The following is an 18,710-nucleotide window of genomic DNA, read 5'->3' as shown; positions in this document are numbered from 1 at the left end:
GGAGGACCGGGCGCCGTCGCGTGGGGCGACGGGTGCGGCACGATGGCGGCATGGCGCGACTCCCCGCGGTGCTGCGCACCGATGACCTCCCCCTCCCCGAGTTGTGCGCGGCGCGTCTCGACGGCGAGCTCATGGCCATCGGGGGTGGCTGGTGCCCGGTCGATGAACCGGACCTGCCCGCCCTGCGCGCCGCCGCGGTCGCCCCCGTCTCGCCGGGCCGGCTCATCGTCGAGCGGCGTTCGGCGGCATGGGTGCACGGTGCCCTGCCCGCGCCGCCCGCCGTCGCGGAGTACTGCATCCCCTACGCCGACCGCGGCTCCTCCTGGATCGACCCGTCGTGCATCGTCCGCGAGGTGGTGATCGAGGCCGCCGAGGTCGTCGAGATCGGCGGCATCCGCTGCACGACGCCGACCCGCACCGGATTCGACCTGCTGCGCGATGCCGAGGCCGACGACGCGGAGGTGGCGTGGGTCGTCGGCGCGCTGCTCGAGACGACGCCCGGACTCGACGAGCGACTGCGCACTCGGGTCGCGGCGGCGCACCGACTCCCCCACAAGTCCCGCGCGCTCGCGCGGTTGGAGGCCGCCGTGCGTCAGCCGTCGCTGACGCGATAGACGTCGTAGACGGCGTCGATGCGCCGAACGGCGTTCAGCACCCGGTCGAGATGCGTCGTGTCGCCCATCTCGAACACGAAGCGGCTGATGGCCAGCCGGTCCGTCGACGTCGAGACGTTCGCCGACAGGATGTTGACGTGGTGCTCGGAGAGCACGCGGGTGACATCCGACAGCAGGCCCGCCCGGTCGAGGGCTTCGATCTGGATCTGCACGAGGAAGACGCTCTTCGAGCTCGGTGCCCACTCGACGTCGATCATGCGCTCGGGCTCGCGGAGCAGCGACTGCACGTTGTGGCACGTCGCCTGGTGGACCGAGACCCCGGAGCCGCGGGTGATGAATCCGACGATCTCGTCGCCGGGGACGGGCGTGCAGCAGCGTGCGAGCTTGACGAGGATGTCGGGCGCGCCCCGGACCAGCACCCCGGAGTCGCTGTTGCGCGGCAGCGAGCGCGACCGCGTGGGCAGCGGGAGGGCGGGCTCCTCGACGTCGTCCTCGTCCTGGACGAGTGCGAGGACCTTCTCGATCACCGATTGCGTGGAGACGTGTCCCTCGCCGACCGCGGCGTAGAGCGCCGAGACGTCTTCATAGCGCAGCTGGGCGGCCACCTCGGCGAAGGAGTCCTGGCTCATCAGCTTCTGCAACGGCAGGTTCTGCTTGCGCATCGCTCGGGCGATCGCGTCGCGACCGTGCTCGATGGCCTCGTCGCGACGTTCCTTGGTGAACCACTGGCGGATCTTGCTCCGCGCGCGCGGGCTCTTGACGAAGTTGAGCCAGTCCTTGCTCGGTCCGGAGTCCGGGTTCTTCGACGTGAAGACCTCGACGACGTCGCCACTCGTCAGCACGCTCTCGAGCGGGACCAGGCGGCCGTTCACCTTCGCCCCCATGGTGCGGTGCCCGACCTCGGTGTGCACCGCGTACGCGAAGTCGACGGGCGTCGCTCCCGAGGGAAGCCCGATCACACGGCCCTTCGGCGTGAAGACGTAGACCTCCTTGGCGCCGATCTCGAAGCGGAGGGAGTCGAGGAACTCGCCCGGGTCGGCGGTCTCGGCCTGCCAGTCGGAGATGTGCGCGAGCCACGCCATGTCGGCGTCGTCCTTCGGGCCGCCCACCTCGGCGCGGCCGCCCGCCATCCGCTCCTTGTACTTCCAGTGCGCCGCGACGCCGTACTCGGCGCGCTGGTGCATGTCGTGGGTGCGGATCTGGATCTCGACCGGGCGGCCCTTCGGGCCGATCACGGTCGTGTGGAGCGACTGGTACAGGTTGAACTTCGGGGTCGCGATGTAGTCCTTGAACCGCCCGGGCACCGGGGTCCAGCGCGCGTGGATGGATCCGAGCACCGCGTAGCAGTCGCGCACCGAGTTCACGAGCACGCGGATCCCGACGAGGTCGTAGATGTCGTCGAAGTCGCGGCCTCGCACGATCATCTTCTGGTAGATCGAGTAGTACTGCTTCGGACGCCCGACCACCTTGCCGCGGATCCGCGCGCCCTTCAGGTCGTCGGAGACCATGTCGATCACCGACTGCACGTACTCCTCGCGCTGCGGCGTCCGCTGCTTCACGAGGCTCTCGATCTCGGCGTAGAGCTTCGGGTAGAGCACCGCGAACGACAGGTCCTCGAGCTCCCACTTGATCGTCTGGATGCCGAGGCGGTGCGCGAGCGGCGCGTAGATCTCGAGCGTCTCGGTCGCCTTGCGCGCGGCCGACTGAGCCGGCACGAATCCCCAGGTGCGGGCGTTGTGCAGCCGGTCCGCGAGCTTGATGATGAGCACGCGGATGTCCTTGGACATCGCCACGATCATCTTGCGGACGGTCTCGGCCTGGGTCGAGTCGCCGTACTTGACCTTGTCGAGCTTGGTCACGCCATCGACGAGCATCGCGATCTCATCGCCGAAGTCGGCTCGCAGCTGGTCGAGCGTGTACGCGGTGTCCTCGACTGTGTCGTGCAGCAGCGCCGCGGCCACCGCCTTCGATCCGATGCCGAGATCGGCGAGGATCTGCGCGACGGCGATCGGGTGGGTGATGTACGGCTCGCCGCTCCGACGTTTCTGTCCCTCGTGCGCGCGCTCGGCGACGGTGTAGGCACGCTCGATGACCGCGAGGTCGGCTTTCGGATGGTGCATGCGCACCGTGCGGATGACCGCATCGACGGCGCCGGAGGGGACGGCCTTCGAGAAGATCCGGGGCACCAGACGGCGCAACGATGCCGTCGAGTTGACTCCGGTCTCAGTCATCGCCGCCGCACCTCCAGACCTCAATTATCACTGCTCGAGAGCGGGGCGCGCGCCACGAGCTCCGAGCGGACGCTCAGGAGGCGGTGACGGCGGTCGATGCGCCGGCGACGCCGGCCCGCTCCCGCTCCTTCAGCACGCGCTGGTCGTGGCGCTTGATCGCCGGCTCGCCCTCGCGGAGCTGCGAGTAGAGCGGGGCGGCGATGAAGACCGTCGACCAGGTTCCGACGATGATGCCGATCAGCAGCGCGAGCGAGATGTCGCGGAGCGTGTCGGCCCCGAGCGCACCCGCGCCGATGAAGAGGATGGCGGCGACCGGCAGGGCCGCGACCACGCTCGTGTTGATCGATCGCACCAGGGTCTGGTTCACGGCGAGGTTGACCGACTCGGCGAACGTGCGCCGGGACTCCTCGCCCTGTTCGGCGGTGTTCTCGCGGATCTTGTCGAACACCACGACCGTGTCGTAGAGCGAGTAGCTGAGGATCGTCAGGATGCCGATCATCGCCGCGGGCGTCACCTCGAAGCCGACGGCCGCGTAGACGCCGGCCGTGAGGACGAGGTCGCCGATGAGCGACAGGATCGCCGCCACCGACATCTTCCACGTTCGGAAGTAGAGCGCCATCACGATGCCCGCGAGCAGGAGGAAGGCCAGGAGGCCGAGGATCGCCTGACGGGTCACGTCGGCACCCCAGCTCGCGCCGATGAAGGACGAGGTCACCTCGCTTCGGTCGACGCCGTAGGCGTCGGCGAGGGCGACGACGAGTTCCTCGGACTCCGTCTTCTCGAGCTGCTCCGTCTGGACGCGCACGCCCGAGTCACCGACGACCGTGATGCGAGCCACGGTGCCGGGGGCGACCTGCTCGACCGCCTGGGCGGCCGGGTCCTGCGTCGCCTCGGCGACGCCGGTGATCTGGAACTGCGAGCCTCCGCGGAACTCGATGCCGAAGTTGAAGCCGCGGACGACCATCACGAGCGCCGACAGGATCAGCAGCACGGCGGCGATCGTGTACCACTTGCGACGCCCGCCGATGAAGTTGAACGAGCGCTTGCCCGTGTAGAGGTCGTTGCCGAAGGTGGTGAGGCGGTTGGCCATCAGGACTCCTTGCTCTCGCCGGCGCCCACGGTGGCGTCGACCTGTGCCGCCTTGCGCTCGGCGATCGTCTGTCGGCGCTGCGCCTCGCGCGAGCTCGAAGCGACCTTCGTCGCGGGAACCTGGACGGGCTTCCGGAACTCGGCGCGACCGCGGTAGACCGCGCCCAGCGCCTTCGGGTCGAGGCCCGACCAGGGGTGGCCGCTCGAGAAGAAGCGGGTCTGCGCGAGCAGCTGCAGCATCGGGTGGGTGAAGAGGATCACGACGATCACGTCGATCACGGTCGTGAGACCGAGGGTGAAGGCGAAGCCGCGCACGCTGCCGACCGCGAGGATGAACAGCACGATCGCGGCGAGCAGGTTCATGCCCTTCGACGAGAGCACCGTGCGGAGCGCGCGCTTCCATCCGGCCTCGACCGCGCCGACGAGCGGCCGGCCGTCGCGGAGCTCATCGCGCACGCGTTCGAAGTACACGATGAACGAGTCGGCGGTGAAGCCGATCGCGACGATGAGTCCGGCGATGCCCGCGAGCGAGAGCCGGTATCCCTCGCGCCACGACAGGATCGTGATCGTGAGGTAGGTGATCACGCCCGCGATGATGAGCGAGGCGATCGTCACCGTCCCGAGGAGGCGGTACTGGAACAGCGTGTAGATGACGACGAGGACGAGGCCGATGAGGCCGGCGACGAGACCCGCCTGCAGCTGCGACGTGCCCAGCGTGGCGGAGATCGTGTCGGAGGACTGGACCTCGAAGCTGATCGGCAGGGCGCCGAACTTCAGCTGGTCGGCGAGCGCCTTGGACGACTCCTGCGTGAAGCTGCCGGTCACCTGCGGACGGCCGTCGGTGATGACGCCGTTCATCTGGGGGGCGGAGAGCACCGCGCCGTCGAGCACGAACGCGAACTGGTCGCGCGGGGTCTGCCCGTTCAGCGCGAACAGCCGCTGGCTGACCTCGGCGAACTGCTCGGCGCCGCGCTCGTTGAAGACGATGTTCACGGCCCACTGGCCGGTCGTGGCGCCGGTCTGGGTCTGCACCATGCCGTTCGTCGCGTCGACGATGTCCTCGCCGCCGACCTCGACCGGACCGAGGAGGTACTTGATGGTGCGCGTCGCGTCGCAGGTCACGAGCGGCTCGTCGGCGGGGGCGACGTTCGCACCGCTCTCGTCGACGGCAGCGCAGTCGAAGGTGTTGAACTGGTCCTGCAGCGCCGGCGTGACCCAGGCCGGGTCGCTCGCGTCGGTCGGCTCGGCCGTGGGCGTGGACTCGAGCTCCTCCTCGGCGCCATCCTCGGGCTCGGGGCTGGCGCTCGGGTCGATCGACTGGTTGGTTGCCGCGTCGGCGAGCAGCACCGGCCGCAGCTCGAGCTTCGCGGACGACTCGATCCGCGCTCGGGTCTGCTCGTCGAGCTCACCCGGGATCGCGACGACGACGTTCTGGCCGCCCTGCGTGTTGATCTCCGCCTCGGAGACGCCGGAGGCGTCGACGCGCTGGCGGATGATCGACACGGCCTGGTCGAGCTGCTCCTGCGAGACCGATTCCCCGTCGGCGACCGACGGCTCGAGGATGATCTGCGTACCGCCCTCGAGGTCGAGCGCGAGCTTCGGCGTCCACGAGCCGTCGCCCCAGATCACGCCTGCGGCGTTGATGCCGAAGAGCGCGACGATGAGGACGCCGAGCCAGGTGAGGGAGCGCCAGGCCTTACGGACGGGCGTGGGTCGCGAGGACCGCTTGGATGGTGCAGCCACGTGTTCTGCTTTCTGTGCAGGAGTCCGCGCAGCATCGCGCGGGCCGAGCGTCGGGTTTCGGGTCGCTCAGCCTTCGGACTTCTTGGTGTCGGGGGTGTCGTCGCGAGGCGTCTCGTCGGCGCGCTCGCCGAACTCCGGCTCGGTCTCGATGACGGGCGTCGAGCCGGCGACGGGCGCCTCGACCGCGTCGATGACGCGCGCGATGGTCTGGCGGTGCACGGTGAGCACCGTGCCGGGGCCGGCCTCGAGCTCGACCTTGTTCTCGTCTTCGTCGATGGAGAGGATCGTGCCGAACACCCCGAAGTTCGTCATCACCTGCGCACCCGGCACGACCTTCGACTGGAGGTCGCGCATCTCCTGCTGCCGCTTCCGCGAATTGCGGAACATGAAGAAGATCAGGACCGCCAGGACGGCGAGCATGATGATGGTGAACGGATCGAAGACCATGGGGTGGGAACCTTCCGGAGTGCGCGGTGCGCACAGTCAAGGGCGGGGAGGCTGGAGCCTCCAAGGATTATAGGTCATCGATCGGGAGCGTCGCGGCGGCGTCCTCGCCCTCGCGGACGAGTCCGAAGTGCCGCCAGGCCTGGGGCGTCGCCACCCGGCCGCGAGGAGTCCGCGTGATCAGGCCGATCCGGACGAGGAACGGCTCGACGACCGCTTCGATGGTCTCGGCCTCCTCGCCCACCGAGACCGCAAGGGTGTTGAGGCCGACCGGCCCACCGCCGAATCGGGTGAGGATCGTCATCATCACGGCGCGATCGAGACGGTCGAGCCCGAGCGGGTCGACGTCGTAGAGCTCGAGGGCGGCCCGGACCGCGTCCACGTCGGCGTGACCTCCGTGCACGAGCGCGTAGTCGCGCACCCGGCGCAGCAGCCGGTTCGCGATGCGGGGCGTGCCGCGGCACCGTCCGGCGATCTCGGCGACGGCCTCGGCGCCGATGGGCAGGCCGAGCATGGTCGCCGCGCGGGCGAGCACCTGCTCGAGCTCGGCCTCGTCGTAGAACTCGAGGTGCGCCGTGAACCCGAAGCGATCGCGGAGCGGATTCGGCAGCAGCCCCGCTCGCGTGGTCGCGCCGACGAGCGTGAACGGGGCGAGGTCGAGCGGGACCGAGGTCGCGCCGGCGCCCTTGCCCACCATGATGTCGATGCGGAAGTCCTCCATCGCGAGGTAGAGCATCTCTTCGGCCGACCGTGCCATGCGGTGGATCTCGTCGATGAACAGCACCTCGCCCGGCACGAGGGACGACAGGATCGCCGCCAGGTCGCCGGCGTGCTGGATCGCCGGCCCGCTCGACATCCGGAGCGGCCGGCCGCCCTCGTGGGCGACGATCATAGCGAGGGTGGTCTTGCCGAGGCCCGGGGGCCCGGCGAGCAGGATGTGGTCTGGCGTGCGCTGCTGCATGGCCGCCGCGGAGAGCAGCAGCTGCAACTGTCCGCGCACGCGGGTCTGCCCGACGAATTCCTCGAGGCTGCGCGGGCGGAGCGCGCCCTCGAAGGCGAGCTCGGCCTCGGACGCGAGCTCGGGGTCGGTCAGGTCGAGGTCCGCGTCGCTCATCGGGCCCTCGCGGCCTGCTGTGCCGGCCCGAGCCTGGCCAGGGTGAGCCGGAGCAGCGCGGGCACGGATGCCGCCTCGGCGGGGTCGGCCGCCTCGAGCGTCTCGGCGATCGCCTCGCCCGCGAGCTTCTCGGACCAGCCGAGCCCGGTGAGCGCCGCGAGCACGTCGTCGGCCACGCCCCCGGATGCCACCGGGGCGCCGGCTGCCCCCGCCGTCGGAACCGCGACCTTGCCCGCCAGCGAGACGGTGATGAGCTTCGCCGTCTTCGGCCCGATCCCGCTGACCCGCCGGAAGGCGGCGTCGTCGTCGTCGTGCACCGCCCGCGCGACCTCGGCGGGCGACATCGCCGAGAGCACCCCGAGCGCCGACTTCGGCCCGACGCCGGTCACCCCGATGAGGAGCTCGAAGACGTCGAGCTCGTCGCGCGAGGCGAAGCCGAAGAGCGTCATCGCGTCTTCGCGCACGATGAGCGCCGTGTGCACGAACACCTCGTGACCCTCGCGACTCGAGAGCACGAAGGCGGGCGTCGCGTTCACGAGGTAGCCGACGCCGGACACGTCGATCACGAGGGTTCCGCCTGAGGCGGAGGCGACGCGGCCGCGGAGGGAGGAGATCACTCCTTCAGCCTACGGGCGGCTCCCGACACCGACGCGGCACGCTCCGCGGCGAGCCACGCCCGCTGCGCGGGAGTGAGCCCGCCGGCGGGTGCCGCGCCTCGTCCGGCGGCCGCGTCGGCGACCGCCGCCCCGGCGACGCCGCCGGTGCGCCAGGCGTGGCAGATCGCGAGGGCGAGCGCGTCCGCGGCATCCGCCGGCTTGGGCACCGCGTCGAGACCGAGGATGCGCGCGACCATCGCCCCGACCTGCTTCTTGTCGGCGCGACCGTAGCCGGTGATGGCGGCCTTGACCTCGCTCGGCGTGTGGAGCGCGACCGGGAGCGCCCGCCGCTCGGCGATCAGCATGGCCACACCGGAGATCTGCGCGGTGCCCATGATCGTCGACACGTCGCTGCGCGCGAACACGCGCTCGAGCGCCACCGCATGCGGCCGGTGCTCCTCGACGATCGCCTCGAGGCCGTCGGCGATGCGCGCGAGCCGTCCCGGCGTCGCGAGGTCGGCGGGCGAGCGCAGCACGACCACGTCGACCAGGACCGCGGAACGGTCGGGCGCCACGTCGACGACGCCCACGCCGCAGCGGGTCAGCCCGGGGTCGATGCCGAGCACCCGCATCACGGCTACTCCGACTCGTTCTCGAGCTCGGCCTGCACCTCGGGCGTGAGGTCGAAGTTGCTGTACACGTTCTGCACGTCGTCGCTGTCCTCGAGCGCGTCGATCAGGCGGAAGACCTTCTTCGCCGTCTCGGCGTCGATCTCGACCTTCAGGTTCGGCACGAACTCGATGTCGGCCGACTCGTAGTCGAGCCCGGCCTCCTGGAGCGCCTTGCGGACCTCGACCATGTCGGAGGGGTCGGTGACGACCTCGAAGCCCTGCGCGTGCGGCTCGACCTCCTCGGCGCCGGCCTCGAGGGCGGCCATCATGACGTCGTCCTCGGTCGTGCCCTCGCCACTGACGACGATGACCCCCTTGCGGGTGAAGTTGTACGCGACCGAGCCCGGGTCGGCGAGCGTCCCGCCGTTCCGGCTGAGCCCCGTGCGGACCTCGGCGGCGGCGCGGTTCTTGTTGTCGGTGAGCACCTCGATCATCATCGCGACGCCGTTCGGGCCGTACGCCTCGTACGTGATGTTCTGGTACTCGACCGCCTCGCCGCCGATGCCCGCGCCGCGCTTGATCGCGCGATCGATGTTGTCGTTCGGAACCGAGGTCTTCTTGGCCTTCTGCACGGCGTCGTACAGGGTCGGGTTGCCCGCGAGGTCGGCGCCGCCGAGCTTGGCCGCGACCTCGATGTTCTTGATGAGCTTGGCGAACGACTTCGCGCGGCGCGCGTCGATGACGGCCTTCTTGTGCTTGGTCGTCGCCCACTTGGAATGCCCGGACATGCGTCTCCCGTAACGGTGATCAGTACCCCGTCATTCTAGGCGGTCGCGGGCGCACGCCCCTGAGCGACGCCCTCCGGCGGCCGAGTGCCTCACCTCGGCGGATGCCGCGGCCGCCCGCCCGTCACACGAGCGCCGGCATGCCCTCGGGGAAGAGCTCCCGCTGCCAGGCGGTGTAGCGCCGCTTGAGGAGGATCGCCCACAGGAGTCGGATCGGGAAGGGAAGGTGACCCCGCGACCATTCCGCCCGCTCAGCCGGCGGAAGGGCATCCAGCATGAGGCCGAGCTGGATCGGCATGCCGTCCTTGGGGAAGCTCTCGCGTCCGTGTTCGCCGAGCGCGTCCCATTCGCGCTGGCTGAACTCCTCGGCCGCGACCGGGATGACGTCGTCCTCCTCGTCGTGGAGGTGGACGCCGAGCACCGTTCCGATCTCGTCGAGCGCGGCGGCGAGCCGCTCCGCCGCGCGGCCGTCTGCGGAGTCGCGCCAGGCGGCCGAGAGCGGCTCCGCACGACTGAGGAGCTCGGCGACGTGACGATGCTGGTCGCGCATCAGGTCGATGGTGGCGGCGCAGGCCGGACGTCGCGCCTCGACCCTGCCGAACAGCAGCAGGTCCTCGCCTCATGGTGGACGTGCAGGCCCAGCAGCACGAGGTCGACCGAATCGGCCACGGTCGCGGTCCGCGACCGATCGCCCGGCGGCGCAGCGCGGACCAGCCGGGGCATCTCGCGGAAGCCCCAGCGGAAGATCCGGTGCACGAGGAGGATGTCCGACGTGTCGCATCCGGCGGTCTCACCCTCCGGCAACGGGTCGGAGGTGCTGGGAAGTCGCTCGGTCATGCGCTCATCGAACTCCTCCGCGGTCCCGTCCGCCAGAGCGAGCGGGCCGGAGCGAGCCCCCACTTCGGGGGCGGCGTCCCGAGATCAGGCGGTGGCCGGAGCCCCGGCGCCCCTCGCGCGGGTCGGGCGGAGGCGCCGCACGGCCCGCTCGTACTGCCGGCGGCCCACGATGCGGTAGGCCGTGCGGATCGGCGCCGGCAGTTGCGTGGCGACCCACTGGTCGCGCTCCCCCTCGGGCACGCTCTCGATCATGAGTCCGAGCAGGACGAAGATCGGCAGCGGCGGCTTGTGCCGACGGGCATGCCGGTGGATGTCGTCCCACTCGGCGTCGGAGAGGATCCGGTCGAGCACCGGGAACGCCTCCCGCTCCTCGTCGGCGAGGTGCTCGACGAGCAGCCGATCGACCTCGTCGAGCTCGGTCGCGAGGCGGGCGGCCGTCGCGGCATCCGCTGCCCTCGACCACCGGTCGACGAGCGCGTCGACGAGATCGAGCCGATCGGAGACCGCACCGTGCTGGCGACGCATGAGTTCGACGTGGAGGCCGCACGCGGGCGCGCGCTCGGTCATGCGGTCCCAGAAGAAGTCGTCCTCGGTGCGGTGGTGCACGTGGAGCAGCGCGGTGATGCCGTGCAGGTGCTTCGCCAGGTACCGCGCGCGATCCGTGTCACCGGGCGGGACGGCGCGGACGAGGCCGGGCGCCTCGGCGAACAGCCGGCGGAAGAGGCGGTGGATCATCACGACCTCGTCGCTGCGGCAGGTCGTGGCGGGGGCGGCGGTCGGCGCCGGCGCGCCGGTGCTGGGAAGTCGTTCGGTCATGTGGGCAAGGCAAGCGGATGCCGCGCTCCGCCGCGCCCGTGCGGGCCCCCGGATCGCCCCGGGGCCATCCCCCGACTGCGAGCCGGGGATCACCCTGAGACCGCCACACGGGGAGGTCGCGGGCGCCGTCGTCAGCCGAGCAGCTTCTCGAGCGTGCGGAGGTTGCGGTTGGTCGTCGTCGGCTTGAACACGGGCCTGGCGAGCACCTTCGCGAACGCGGTGTCGACCGAGGTGCCGACGAGCGGATGCCAGTACACGACCCCGTCCCCGCGCTCGAGCGGATCGGCGTGGGGGTCCGGCTCACCGGCCGCCGCCATGAGGTCATCGACGACGGACGCCTCGGAGGCGAAGACGACGTACGGCTGGCGCGACGCGTCGGAGGCGTCGAACGGGAAGGCTGCGACGATCGCTCCGAGGCGCTCGCGCGTCAGCAGCACGATCCACGCCTCATAGCCGAAGCGGTCGGCGAGGGCCCGCTCGATGTCGCGCTTCAGCGCGGCGGCATCCGTGCGGTCGCTCTCGAAGGCGACGTTGCCGCTGGCGAGCACGGTTCGCACCCCGCCGAATCCGAGCCCGGTGAACGTCTCGCGCAGCTCGGCCGACCTCACCGTGATGCCGCCGACGTTGACGCCGCGGAGCAGTGCGATCCACTCGGTCATGCGGCCAGCGTAGGGCGGGCCGCCGTCATGTGCGCGAACTCCCCGCGGGACGGATCGTGGCGGACGGAGCACCGGACAGCCGCACGCCGACCGCCCGGGCCTCCAGCGCGGCCAGCGCACGGATCGTCTCCGGGTCGCCGCGTCGCCATCCGCCTGCCGCGTCGGCATCGGCAGTGAGCACGTCGAGCGGGTTCCGGTCGGTGAGCGCGCGCAGCGCGAGCAGGTCGGCGCCGCCCGGGCGTGCGAGCACCGCGGTCGTGCGCTGGGCGCGAACCGCGCGGACCACCCGGGGCGCGACCCAGAGCAGGAGCACCGCCGCCACGGGCAGGGCCGCGATGCCGATCGCCGCGACCACGGCGATCCAGCCCACCACGTCCTGCTGGCCCCGACCGACGGACTCGAGCGTCGCGCCCGCGGCGCTCGCGCCGTCGAACGGCTCGGCGATCCCCGAGCCGATGAGCGGAACGCCCGCGAGGGTGCTCCCGATGTCGCTCATGCTGCCACGGAATCCCGTGCCGGCCTCCTCGAGTCGCCGGCCGAGGGCGGCGAACTCGGTCACGAGCCCGTGGACGACCACGGCGGCCCACACCGACGCGACGATGAGCCCGAGCGCGAGGAGGTCGCCGACGACCTGCACCGCGCGCGGTCCGTGGAAATCCGAGTACAGCTTCATGCCCCCACTCTGGCGCGGGCGGGGCCCCGTCGCTACGGGGTCGGCGACGCGGCACTCGCGCGGGCGCGCACCTTGCCGAGGAAGTACTCGTGGAACCGGTGGTCGCCCTGGATCTCCGGGTGGAAGCTCGTGCCGACGAGGTCGCCCTGCTCCACCGCGACCACGCGGCCGTCGGGCAGCGACGCGAGCGGGGTCGCCTTCTCCCCCACCGACTCCACGACGGGGCCGCGGATGAAGACGGCGTGCACGGGCGGCTCGCCGAGTGCGGGCACCGGCAGGTCGGTCTCGAAGGACTGGTTCTGCGAGCCGAACGCGTTCCGGCGCACGACGACGTCGAGCCCGCCGAGGTTCTGCTGCCCCTCGATCGTGTCGAGCAGCGTGTCGGCGATCATGATGAGCCCGGCGCAGGTGCCGTACACGGGCAGGCCCTCGGCGATGCGGCGCTTCAGCGGCTCGGCGACGCCGAACGCGCGGGAGAGCTTGTCCATCACGGTCGACTCGCCGCCGGGGATGACGAGCCCCTCGAGGCCCTCCAGGTCCTCGGGGCGGCGGACGAGCACGACCTTCGCGCCGAGCTCGCCCAGCACGCGTGCGTGCTCGCGGAAGTCGCCCTGCAGGGCGAGGACGCCGACCGTCGGACCGGTGGCGTCCGTCGCCCCGAGCGACTCGTCGCGGAGGGTCACCATCCGCGCTCGGCGAGGCGGTGCGGTGCGGGCAGGTCGCCGACGTTGATGCCGACCATCGCCTCGCCCAGGCCGCGCGACACCTCGGCGATGACCTTCGGGTCGTCGTAGAACGTGGTCGCCTTGACGATGGCGGCCGCGCGCTGCTCGGGGTTGCCCGACTTGAAGATGCCGGAGCCGACGAAGACGCCGTCGGCGCCGAGCTGCATCATCATGGCCGCGTCGGCGGGCGTCGCGACGCCGCCAGCGGTGAAGAGCACGACGGGGAGCTTGCCGGTCTCGGCGACCTCGAGCACGAGCTCGTAGGGGGCCTGCAGCTCCTTGGCGGCGACGTAGAGCTCGTCGCGCGTCATCGACTTCAGCTGGTTGATCTCGGAGGTGATCTTGCGGATGTGCTTGGTCGCCTCGGAGACGTCGCCCGTGCCGGCCTCGCCCTTCGAGCGGATCATGGCGGCGCCCTCGTTGATGCGGCGAAGCGCCTCGCCGAGGTTCGTCGCACCGCAGACGAAGGGCGTGTCGAAGCCCCACTTGTCGATGTGGTTGACGTAGTCGGCCGGCGAGAGCACCTCGGACTCGTCGATGTAGTCGACGTCGAGCGCCTGGAGCACCTGCGCCTCGACGAAGTGGCCGATGCGCGCCTTCGCCATGACGGGGATCGACACCTCGGCGATGATCGCCTCGATGAGGTCGGGGTCGCTCATGCGGGCGACGCCGCCCTGGGCTCGGATGTCGGCGGGCACGCGCTCGAGCGCCATGACGGCGACCGCACCGGCGTCCTCGGCGATACGCGCCTGCTCGGGCGTGACGACGTCCATGATGACGCCGCCCTTCAGCATCTCGGCGAGGCCGCGCTTCACGCGGCTGGAGCCGGTCTGGGCAGTGCTCATCGGGGATCCCTTCGACGGATGACGCGCTCGGATCGCGCGACGCTCGGAACAATCAGGTGGCTTGGCCTAGGCCAAAAGATAGCATGGACCGTGCCGACCATCGGAGCCGCCCATGTCACATGACCTGACCCTCGAGATCACCGGCCGTTCGGCCGCCGACATCGCCGCGAACGTGCGCGCCCTCATCGAGCGCGGCGCGCTGCTGCCGGGCGACCCGCTGCCACCCGTGCGGAACCTCGCCGACCGGCTCGGCGTGAACCGCAACACCGCCGTCGCCGCCTACCGGCAGCTCACCGCGGCCGGCGTCGTGGTCACCCGTGGGCGCGGCGGCACGCACGTCGCCGACCGCTCGGCGGTCGCGCAGGAGGGGTTCGCCGCCGACAGCGTGCTGCGCGACGTCGCCACCGGCAACCCCGATCCCGACCTGATCCCGGATCCGTCGCGCGCGCTCGCCGGGATGGCGGGTCGACCGGTGCTCTACGGCGAGCCCGTCATCGACCCCGGCCTCGAGCGGTGGGCGCTGGACTGGATGCGCGCCGACCTCGCACCCGACCACCTCCGCCTCACGATCACGAGCGGAGCGGCCGACGCGGTCGAGCGGCTCCTCGCCCAAGCGCTCGTGCGCGACGACGCGGTCGCCCTCGAGGACCCCTGCTTCCTCACGAGCATCCACACGGTCCGCGTCGGCGGCTACCGGGCCGTCCCGGTCCCCGTCGACGACGAGGGCATGACGGTCGACGGGCTGCGCGCCGCGCTCGAGCAGGGCGTGCGCGCGGTCGTCTGCACGCCCCGGGCGCAGAACCCGACGGGGGCGAGCCTGTCGGAGCGGCGGGCCGCGGAGCTGCGCGAGGTGCTCCGCGCGCACCCGTACGTGCTCGTGATCGAGGACGACCACTTCTCGATGCTCTCCCGACGGCCGTTCCGTTCGCTCATCGGCCCCGAGCATCGACGGTGGGCGCTCGTCCGCTCGGTCTCGAAGTTCCTGGGTCCCGACATGTGCCTCGCGGTCACCGCCTCCGACCCCGACACGGCGGAGCGGCTCGCCATGCGACTGACGCCGGGCACGACGTGGGTCAGCCACCTGCTGCAGCGACTGGTGCTCGCCCTCGTCACCGACCCCGACGTCACTGGGGCCATCAGCGCGGCGGGCGAGCACTACGCCGCGCGGAACGACGCGTTCGCCGCACGGCTCACCGCGTCAGGGGTTCCCGCGTCGGCGGGCGACGGCCTCAATCTCTGGGTGCCGATGCCCGTGCCGGCACGTGACGTCTCCGAGCAGCTCATGCGACGCGGCTGGCTCGTGCGAGCCGGAGACGAGTTCGCCCTGGCCGACGCGCCGGAGGCGAGCCGTCGCCTGCGGCTGACGGTGCACGACCTGAACGCGGCCGACGCCGACCGGCTCGCCGAGGACATCGCGGCGGCCGTGCGTGCCGCCGGCGGACGGCTCGCCGCAGCGGGGATGGAATGATCGAGGGGTGAAGGTCCTCTCGATCCAGTCCGCCGTCGCCTACGGCCACGTCGGCAACTCCGCCGCTGTCTTCCCGCTCCAGCGCATCGGCGTCGAGGTCATGCCGGTCTACACCGTCAACTTCTCGAACCACACCGGCTACGGCGCGTGGCGCGGCCCGCTCATCAGCCCGGACGACGTGCGCGAGGTCATCAACGGCATCGAGGACCGCGGCGCGTTCCCGAAGATCGACGTGATCCTCTCGGGGTACCAGGGCTCGGAGGGCATCGCCGACGTCATCCTCGACGCGGTCGCCCGCATCAAGGCGGCGAACCCCGACGCGGTGTACTCCTGCGATCCGGTCATGGGCAACGCGAAGAGCGGATGCTTCGTGGCGCCGGCGATCCCCGTCCTGCTGCGCGACCGCGTGGTGCCCGCCGCCGACCTCATCACGCCGAACCAGTTCGAGCTCGGCTACCTCACCGAGACCGAGCCCGATTCGCTCGAGTCCACGCTCGCGTCCGTCGACCTCGCGCGGGCGTCGGGTCCCCGCACGGTCCTCGTGACGAGCGTGGAACGTCCCGACCGGGAGCCGGGCACGATCGAGATGCTCGCCGTCGACGACGGCGGCGCGTGGATCGTCCGGACTCCACTCCTCCCGATGAAGGCCAATGGCTCGGGGGACGTCACGGCGGCGCTCTTCACGGCCCACTACCGTCGCACCGGCGACGCGGCCGACGCGCTCGCACGGACGGCGTCGAGCGTGTTCGACCTCCTCGCGAACACGCACGAGTCGGGCGAGCGCGAGCTGCAGCTCGTCGAGTCGCAGGAGGCGTACGCGAACCCGCGCATGCAGTTCGAGGTGCGACAGGTCCGCTGAGCGACCGGATCAGCGGGGCCAGGCCTCGGCGATCTCCTGGCGCACCTCGCCGAGCAGGCGAGGCAGCGCCTTGGTGCCGGCGATGATCGGGAAGAAGTTCGAGTCGAGCGCCCACCGCGGCACGATGTGCTGGTGCAGGTGCTCGGCGATGCCCGCGCCGGCGATCCGTCCCTGGTTCATGCCGATGTTGAAGCCGTCGCACTTCGACACCTGCTTCACGGTGCGCATGGCGACCTGCGTGAGTTCGCCGATCTCGGCGACCTCCTCGGGCGTCGCCTGGTCGTAGGTGGCGATATGCCGGTACGGGCACACGAGCAGGTGTCCGCTGTTGTAGGGGAAGAGGTTGAGCAGCACATACGCGTGCTCGCCGCGCGCGACGATCAGCGACTGCTCGTCGTCGAGCTCCGGCGCCCGGCAGAACGGGCACGAGTGCTCGTCCGGCTGCTGTCCGTGCTGGATGTAGACGAGTCGGTGCGGCGTCCAGAGCCGTTGGAAGGCGTCCGGCACGCCCGCGAGGTCGGCCGCGGCATCCGTCTGCACGTCGTCGCGGTCGAACTCGTCGGGCCGGTAGTGGGTCATGCGAACAGGTCGTCCCTCGTGGTCACCTGGCGGCGGTCGGCGATCGCCTCGAGGATGCGTCGCTCGGCCTCGGCGATCGAGACGCCGTTCTCCTGCGTGCCGTCGCGGAAGCGGAAGCTCACGGTCTCGCCGGACCGGTCGTTCTCACCGGCGATGAGCTGGATCGGCACCTTCTGCGTGGTGTGGGTGCGGATCTTCTTCTGCATGCGGTCGTCGCTCGTGTCGAGCTCCGTGCGGACGCCGGCACCGGCGAGCTGGGTGAGGATGGCGCCGAGGTAGGGCGCGTACTCGTCGGCGACCGGGATGCCGACCACCTGCACGGGCGACAGCCACACCGGGAAGGCCCCGGCGTAGTGCTCGGTGAGCACGCCGAAGAAGCGCTCGATGGAACCGAACTTCGCCGAGTGGATCATGACCGGGCGCTGGTGCGTGCCGTCGGCGGCCGTGTACTCGAGTCCGAAGCCCTCGGGTTGGTTGAAGTCGTACTGGATCGTCGACATCTGCCAGGTGCGGCCGATCGCGTCGCGCGCCTGCACCGAGATCTTGGGGCCGTAGAAGGCGGCACCGCCCGGGTCCAGCACCAGCTCCAGGCCGGACGCCTCCGCCACGTCGCGGAGGACGCCGGTGGCGACCTCCCACTGCTCGTCGGTGCCCTTGAACTTGTCGGAGTCGGCGTCGCGCGTGGAGAGCTCGAGGTAGTAGTCGTCGAGGCCGAAGTCGCGTAGCAGGCCCAGCACGAAGTCGAGGAGGTGCTTGATCTCGCCGGGTGCCTGCTCGGGGGTCACGTAGCTGTGCGAGTCGTCCTGGGTGAGACCGCGCACGCGCGTGAGGCCCTGGACGACGCCGGACTTCTCGTACCGGTACACGGTGCCGAACTCGAAGAACCGCAGCGGCAGCTCGCGGTAGGAGCGACCGCGCGAGCGGAAGATGAGGTTCTGCATCGGGCAGTTCATCGCCTTGAGGTAGTACTCGGAGTTCTCGAGCTCCATCGGCGGGAACATCGTGTCCTTGTAGTACGGCAGGTGGCCCGACAGCTCGAAGACGTGCGCCTTCGTGATGTGCGGGGTCGAGACGTACTGGAAGCCCTCCTCGATGTGGCGCCGGCGGACGTAGTCCTCCATCTCGCGCTTGATCACGCCGCCCTTGGGGTGGAACACCGGCAGGCCGGACCCGATCTCGTCGGGGAAGCTGAACAGGTCGAGCTCGACGCCGAGCTTGCGGTGGTCGCGGCGGGCGGCCTCCTCGAGCCGGTGCTGGTAGGCGCGCAGCTCGTCCTTGGTCGGCCACGCGGTGCCGTACACGCGCTGGAGCTGCGGGTTCTTCTCGGATCCGCGCCAGTAGGCGGCGGCCACGCGCATGAGCGCCCAGCCGTTGCCGATCATGCGGGTGCTGGGCAGGTGGGGACCGCGGCAGAGGTCCTTCCACTGCACCTCGCCCGACTTCGGGTCGACGTTGTCGTAGATCGTCAGCTCGCCGCCGCCGACCTCCACGTTCTCGTTGTCGTCACCGGATGCCGCGGCGCCCTTCAGCCCGATGAGCTCGAGCTTGTACGGCTCGTCGGCGAGCTCGGCCCTGGCCTCGTCGTCGGAGACGACGCGGCGCACGAAGCGCTGCCCGGAACGGATGATGCGGGCCATCTCCTTGTCGAGCGCCTTCAGGTCCTCGGGCGTGAACGGCTCCGCGACGTCGAAGTCGTAGTAGAACCCGTCGGTCACGGGCGGGCCGATGCCGAGCTTCGCGTCGGGGTTGATCTTCTGCACCGCCTGGGCGAGGACATGGGCGGTGGAGTGGCGGAGGATCGCGAGGCCGTCGGGCGAGTCGATGGTGACCGGCTCGACCACGTCGGCGTCGGCGACCGTCGTCGCGAGGTCGCGGAGCTCGCCGTTGACGCGCATCGCGACAACGGATCGATCGGTGAAGAGCTCGAAGCCGTCGGCCAAGTGGATCCACTCCCCTGCAGTGTGAGACGCAACCCCTCAACTGTAGTCGCGTGGATCGGCGGGCGATCACCTGCCGGTCCCG

Annotated in this window: 19 protein-coding genes; 3 read left to right on the top strand and 16 right to left on the bottom strand. The window is 70.9% G+C overall.

The genetic code is table 11. From position 1 onward, the window contains the following. The first annotated feature begins 50 nt into the window (after positions 1 to 50). On the top strand, positions 51 to 614 hold the full coding sequence (locus AVP42_RS06390) for a hypothetical protein (protein ID WP_067947242.1): 564 nt from the start codon (positions 51 to 53) through the stop codon (positions 612 to 614). Here the strand turns inward: AVP42_RS06390 and AVP42_RS06385 are convergent. The 14 genes from AVP42_RS06385 to pdxS all read right to left on the bottom strand — a co-directional run bounded on the left by AVP42_RS06385 (position 593) and on the right by pdxS (position 13,782). Beyond that, complete coding sequence (locus AVP42_RS06385; protein ID WP_067947240.1) at positions 593 to 2,845, bottom strand: bifunctional (p)ppGpp synthetase/guanosine-3',5'-bis(diphosphate) 3'-pyrophosphohydrolase; 2,253 nt, start codon at positions 2,843 to 2,845, stop codon at positions 593 to 595. The two genes, AVP42_RS06390 and AVP42_RS06385, sit on opposite strands and share 22 nt — an antisense overlap. A gap of 73 nt (positions 2,846 to 2,918) precedes the next feature. Further along, positions 2,919 to 3,935 carry a protein translocase subunit SecF gene (gene secF, locus AVP42_RS06380; RefSeq protein WP_067947238.1) on the bottom strand — a complete coding sequence of 339 codons (1,017 nt, stop codon included), beginning with the start codon at positions 3,933 to 3,935 and terminating at the stop codon, positions 2,919 to 2,921. Next, positions 3,935 to 5,677 carry a protein translocase subunit SecD gene (secD, locus tag AVP42_RS06375; protein WP_067947236.1) on the bottom strand — a complete coding sequence of 581 codons (1,743 nt, stop codon included), beginning with the start codon at positions 5,675 to 5,677 and terminating at the stop codon, positions 3,935 to 3,937. Before secD ends, secF begins: the two co-directional genes overlap by 1 nt. A 66-nt stretch (positions 5,678 to 5,743) precedes the next feature. Beyond that, entirely contained in the window at positions 5,744 to 6,124 is a 381-nt protein-coding gene (gene yajC, locus AVP42_RS06370) for a preprotein translocase subunit YajC (RefSeq protein ID WP_067947234.1), read from the bottom strand. 67 nt (positions 6,125 to 6,191) lie between these two features. After that, positions 6,192 to 7,235, bottom strand: a complete 1,044-nt coding sequence (gene ruvB, locus AVP42_RS06365) for a Holliday junction branch migration DNA helicase RuvB (RefSeq protein WP_067947232.1) — start codon at positions 7,233 to 7,235, stop codon at positions 6,192 to 6,194. Beyond that, positions 7,232 to 7,852: a Holliday junction branch migration protein RuvA gene (ruvA, locus tag AVP42_RS06360; protein ID WP_067947230.1), complete on the bottom strand. Its 621-nt coding sequence runs from the start codon at positions 7,850 to 7,852 to the stop codon at positions 7,232 to 7,234. Before ruvA ends, ruvB begins: the two co-directional genes overlap by 4 nt. After that, the gene (ruvC, locus tag AVP42_RS06355; protein WP_067947410.1) at positions 7,849 to 8,463 is read right to left on the bottom strand and encodes a crossover junction endodeoxyribonuclease RuvC; all 615 of its coding nucleotides are present in this window, start codon (positions 8,461 to 8,463) and stop codon (positions 7,849 to 7,851) included. Before ruvC ends, ruvA begins: the two co-directional genes overlap by 4 nt. Before the next feature lie 5 nt (positions 8,464 to 8,468). Beyond that, positions 8,469 to 9,230 (bottom strand): YebC/PmpR family DNA-binding transcriptional regulator, encoded by a 762-nt coding sequence (locus tag AVP42_RS06350; RefSeq protein ID WP_067947228.1) that lies wholly within the window; start codon positions 9,228 to 9,230, stop codon positions 8,469 to 8,471. 121 nt (positions 9,231 to 9,351) lie between these two features. Beyond that, a complete protein-coding gene (locus AVP42_RS06345; RefSeq protein WP_255361411.1) occupies positions 9,352 to 9,831 on the bottom strand; it encodes a hemerythrin domain-containing protein in 480 nt (159 codons plus the stop codon). Between the two features lie 317 nt (positions 9,832 to 10,148). After that, positions 10,149 to 10,880 (bottom strand): hemerythrin domain-containing protein, encoded by a 732-nt coding sequence (locus AVP42_RS06335; protein WP_067947222.1) that lies wholly within the window; start codon positions 10,878 to 10,880, stop codon positions 10,149 to 10,151. 131 nt (positions 10,881 to 11,011) lie between these two features. Then, a complete protein-coding gene (locus tag AVP42_RS06330; RefSeq protein ID WP_067947220.1) occupies positions 11,012 to 11,539 on the bottom strand; it encodes a DUF1697 domain-containing protein in 528 nt (175 codons plus the stop codon). Positions 11,540 to 11,564: 25 nt separating this feature from the next. Further along, complete coding sequence (locus tag AVP42_RS06325; protein ID WP_067947218.1) at positions 11,565 to 12,212, bottom strand: hypothetical protein; 648 nt, start codon at positions 12,210 to 12,212, stop codon at positions 11,565 to 11,567. 32 nt (positions 12,213 to 12,244) lie between these two features. Then, complete coding sequence (gene pdxT, locus AVP42_RS06320) at positions 12,245 to 12,898, bottom strand: pyridoxal 5'-phosphate synthase glutaminase subunit PdxT (RefSeq protein WP_067947216.1); 654 nt, start codon at positions 12,896 to 12,898, stop codon at positions 12,245 to 12,247. Further along, positions 12,892 to 13,782 carry a pyridoxal 5'-phosphate synthase lyase subunit PdxS gene (gene pdxS, locus AVP42_RS06315; RefSeq protein ID WP_067947213.1) on the bottom strand — a complete coding sequence of 297 codons (891 nt, stop codon included), beginning with the start codon at positions 13,780 to 13,782 and terminating at the stop codon, positions 12,892 to 12,894. Before pdxS ends, pdxT begins: the two co-directional genes overlap by 7 nt. Before the next feature lie 112 nt (positions 13,783 to 13,894). Here pdxS and AVP42_RS06310 point away from each other — a divergent pair, with 112 nt between their 5' ends. Both AVP42_RS06310 and pdxY read left to right on the top strand, forming a co-directional pair. Beyond that, positions 13,895 to 15,250, top strand: a complete 1,356-nt coding sequence (locus AVP42_RS06310) for an aminotransferase class I/II-fold pyridoxal phosphate-dependent enzyme (protein WP_067947211.1) — start codon at positions 13,895 to 13,897, stop codon at positions 15,248 to 15,250. Between the two features lie 7 nt (positions 15,251 to 15,257). Continuing rightward, the gene (gene pdxY, locus AVP42_RS06305; RefSeq protein WP_067947209.1) at positions 15,258 to 16,109 is read left to right on the top strand and encodes a pyridoxal kinase PdxY; all 852 of its coding nucleotides are present in this window, start codon (positions 15,258 to 15,260) and stop codon (positions 16,107 to 16,109) included. A 9-nt stretch (positions 16,110 to 16,118) separates the two neighbouring features. Here the strand turns inward: pdxY and AVP42_RS06300 are convergent, their stop codons facing one another. Together AVP42_RS06300 and thrS are read right to left on the bottom strand one after the other, a co-directional pair. Beyond that, a complete protein-coding gene (locus tag AVP42_RS06300; protein WP_067947207.1) occupies positions 16,119 to 16,688 on the bottom strand; it encodes an HIT domain-containing protein in 570 nt (189 codons plus the stop codon). Continuing rightward, positions 16,685 to 18,583 (bottom strand): threonine--tRNA ligase, encoded by a 1,899-nt coding sequence (gene thrS / locus AVP42_RS06295; RefSeq protein WP_231878562.1) that lies wholly within the window; start codon positions 18,581 to 18,583, stop codon positions 16,685 to 16,687. Before thrS ends, AVP42_RS06300 begins: the two co-directional genes overlap by 4 nt. Positions 18,584 to 18,710: the final 127 nt, after the last annotated feature.

It is taken from the genome of Agromyces sp. NDB4Y10 (genome assembly GCF_001620055.1).
GTDB lineage: Bacteria > Actinomycetota > Actinomycetes > Actinomycetales > Microbacteriaceae > Agromyces > Agromyces indicus.
Note: the sequence above shows the minus strand (reverse complement) of the source record. Positions and strands in the feature narration are given on the sequence as shown.

Coding starts and splice junctions, on each gene's coding strand:
- AVP42_RS06390 (WP_067947242.1), top strand. CDS start 51: ATGGCGCGACTCCCCGCGGTGCTGCGCACCGATGACCTCCCCCTCCCC.
- AVP42_RS06385 (WP_067947240.1), bottom strand. CDS start 2,845: ATGACTGAGACCGGAGTCAACTCGACGGCATCGTTGCGCCGTCTGGTG.
- secF (WP_067947238.1), bottom strand. CDS start 3,935: ATGGCCAACCGCCTCACCACCTTCGGCAACGACCTCTACACGGGCAAG.
- yajC (WP_067947234.1), bottom strand. CDS start 6,124: ATGGTCTTCGATCCGTTCACCATCATCATGCTCGCCGTCCTGGCGGTC.
- ruvB (WP_067947232.1), bottom strand. CDS start 7,235: ATGAGCGACGCGGACCTCGACCTGACCGACCCCGAGCTCGCGTCCGAG.
- ruvC (WP_067947410.1), bottom strand. CDS start 8,463: ATGCGGGTGCTCGGCATCGACCCCGGGCTGACCCGCTGCGGCGTGGGC.
- AVP42_RS06350 (WP_067947228.1), bottom strand. CDS start 9,230: ATGTCCGGGCATTCCAAGTGGGCGACGACCAAGCACAAGAAGGCCGTC.
- AVP42_RS06335 (WP_067947222.1), bottom strand. CDS start 10,880: ATGACCGAACGACTTCCCAGCACCGGCGCGCCGGCGCCGACCGCCGCC.
- AVP42_RS06330 (WP_067947220.1), bottom strand. CDS start 11,539: ATGACCGAGTGGATCGCACTGCTCCGCGGCGTCAACGTCGGCGGCATC.
- AVP42_RS06325 (WP_067947218.1), bottom strand. CDS start 12,212: ATGAAGCTGTACTCGGATTTCCACGGACCGCGCGCGGTGCAGGTCGTC.
- pdxT (WP_067947216.1), bottom strand. CDS start 12,898: ATGGTGACCCTCCGCGACGAGTCGCTCGGGGCGACGGACGCCACCGGT.
- pdxS (WP_067947213.1), bottom strand. CDS start 13,782: ATGAGCACTGCCCAGACCGGCTCCAGCCGCGTGAAGCGCGGCCTCGCC.
- AVP42_RS06310 (WP_067947211.1), top strand. CDS start 13,895: ATGTCACATGACCTGACCCTCGAGATCACCGGCCGTTCGGCCGCCGAC.
- AVP42_RS06300 (WP_067947207.1), bottom strand. CDS start 16,688: ATGACCCACTACCGGCCCGACGAGTTCGACCGCGACGACGTGCAGACG.
- thrS (WP_231878562.1), bottom strand. CDS start 18,583: ATGCGCGTCAACGGCGAGCTCCGCGACCTCGCGACGACGGTCGCCGAC.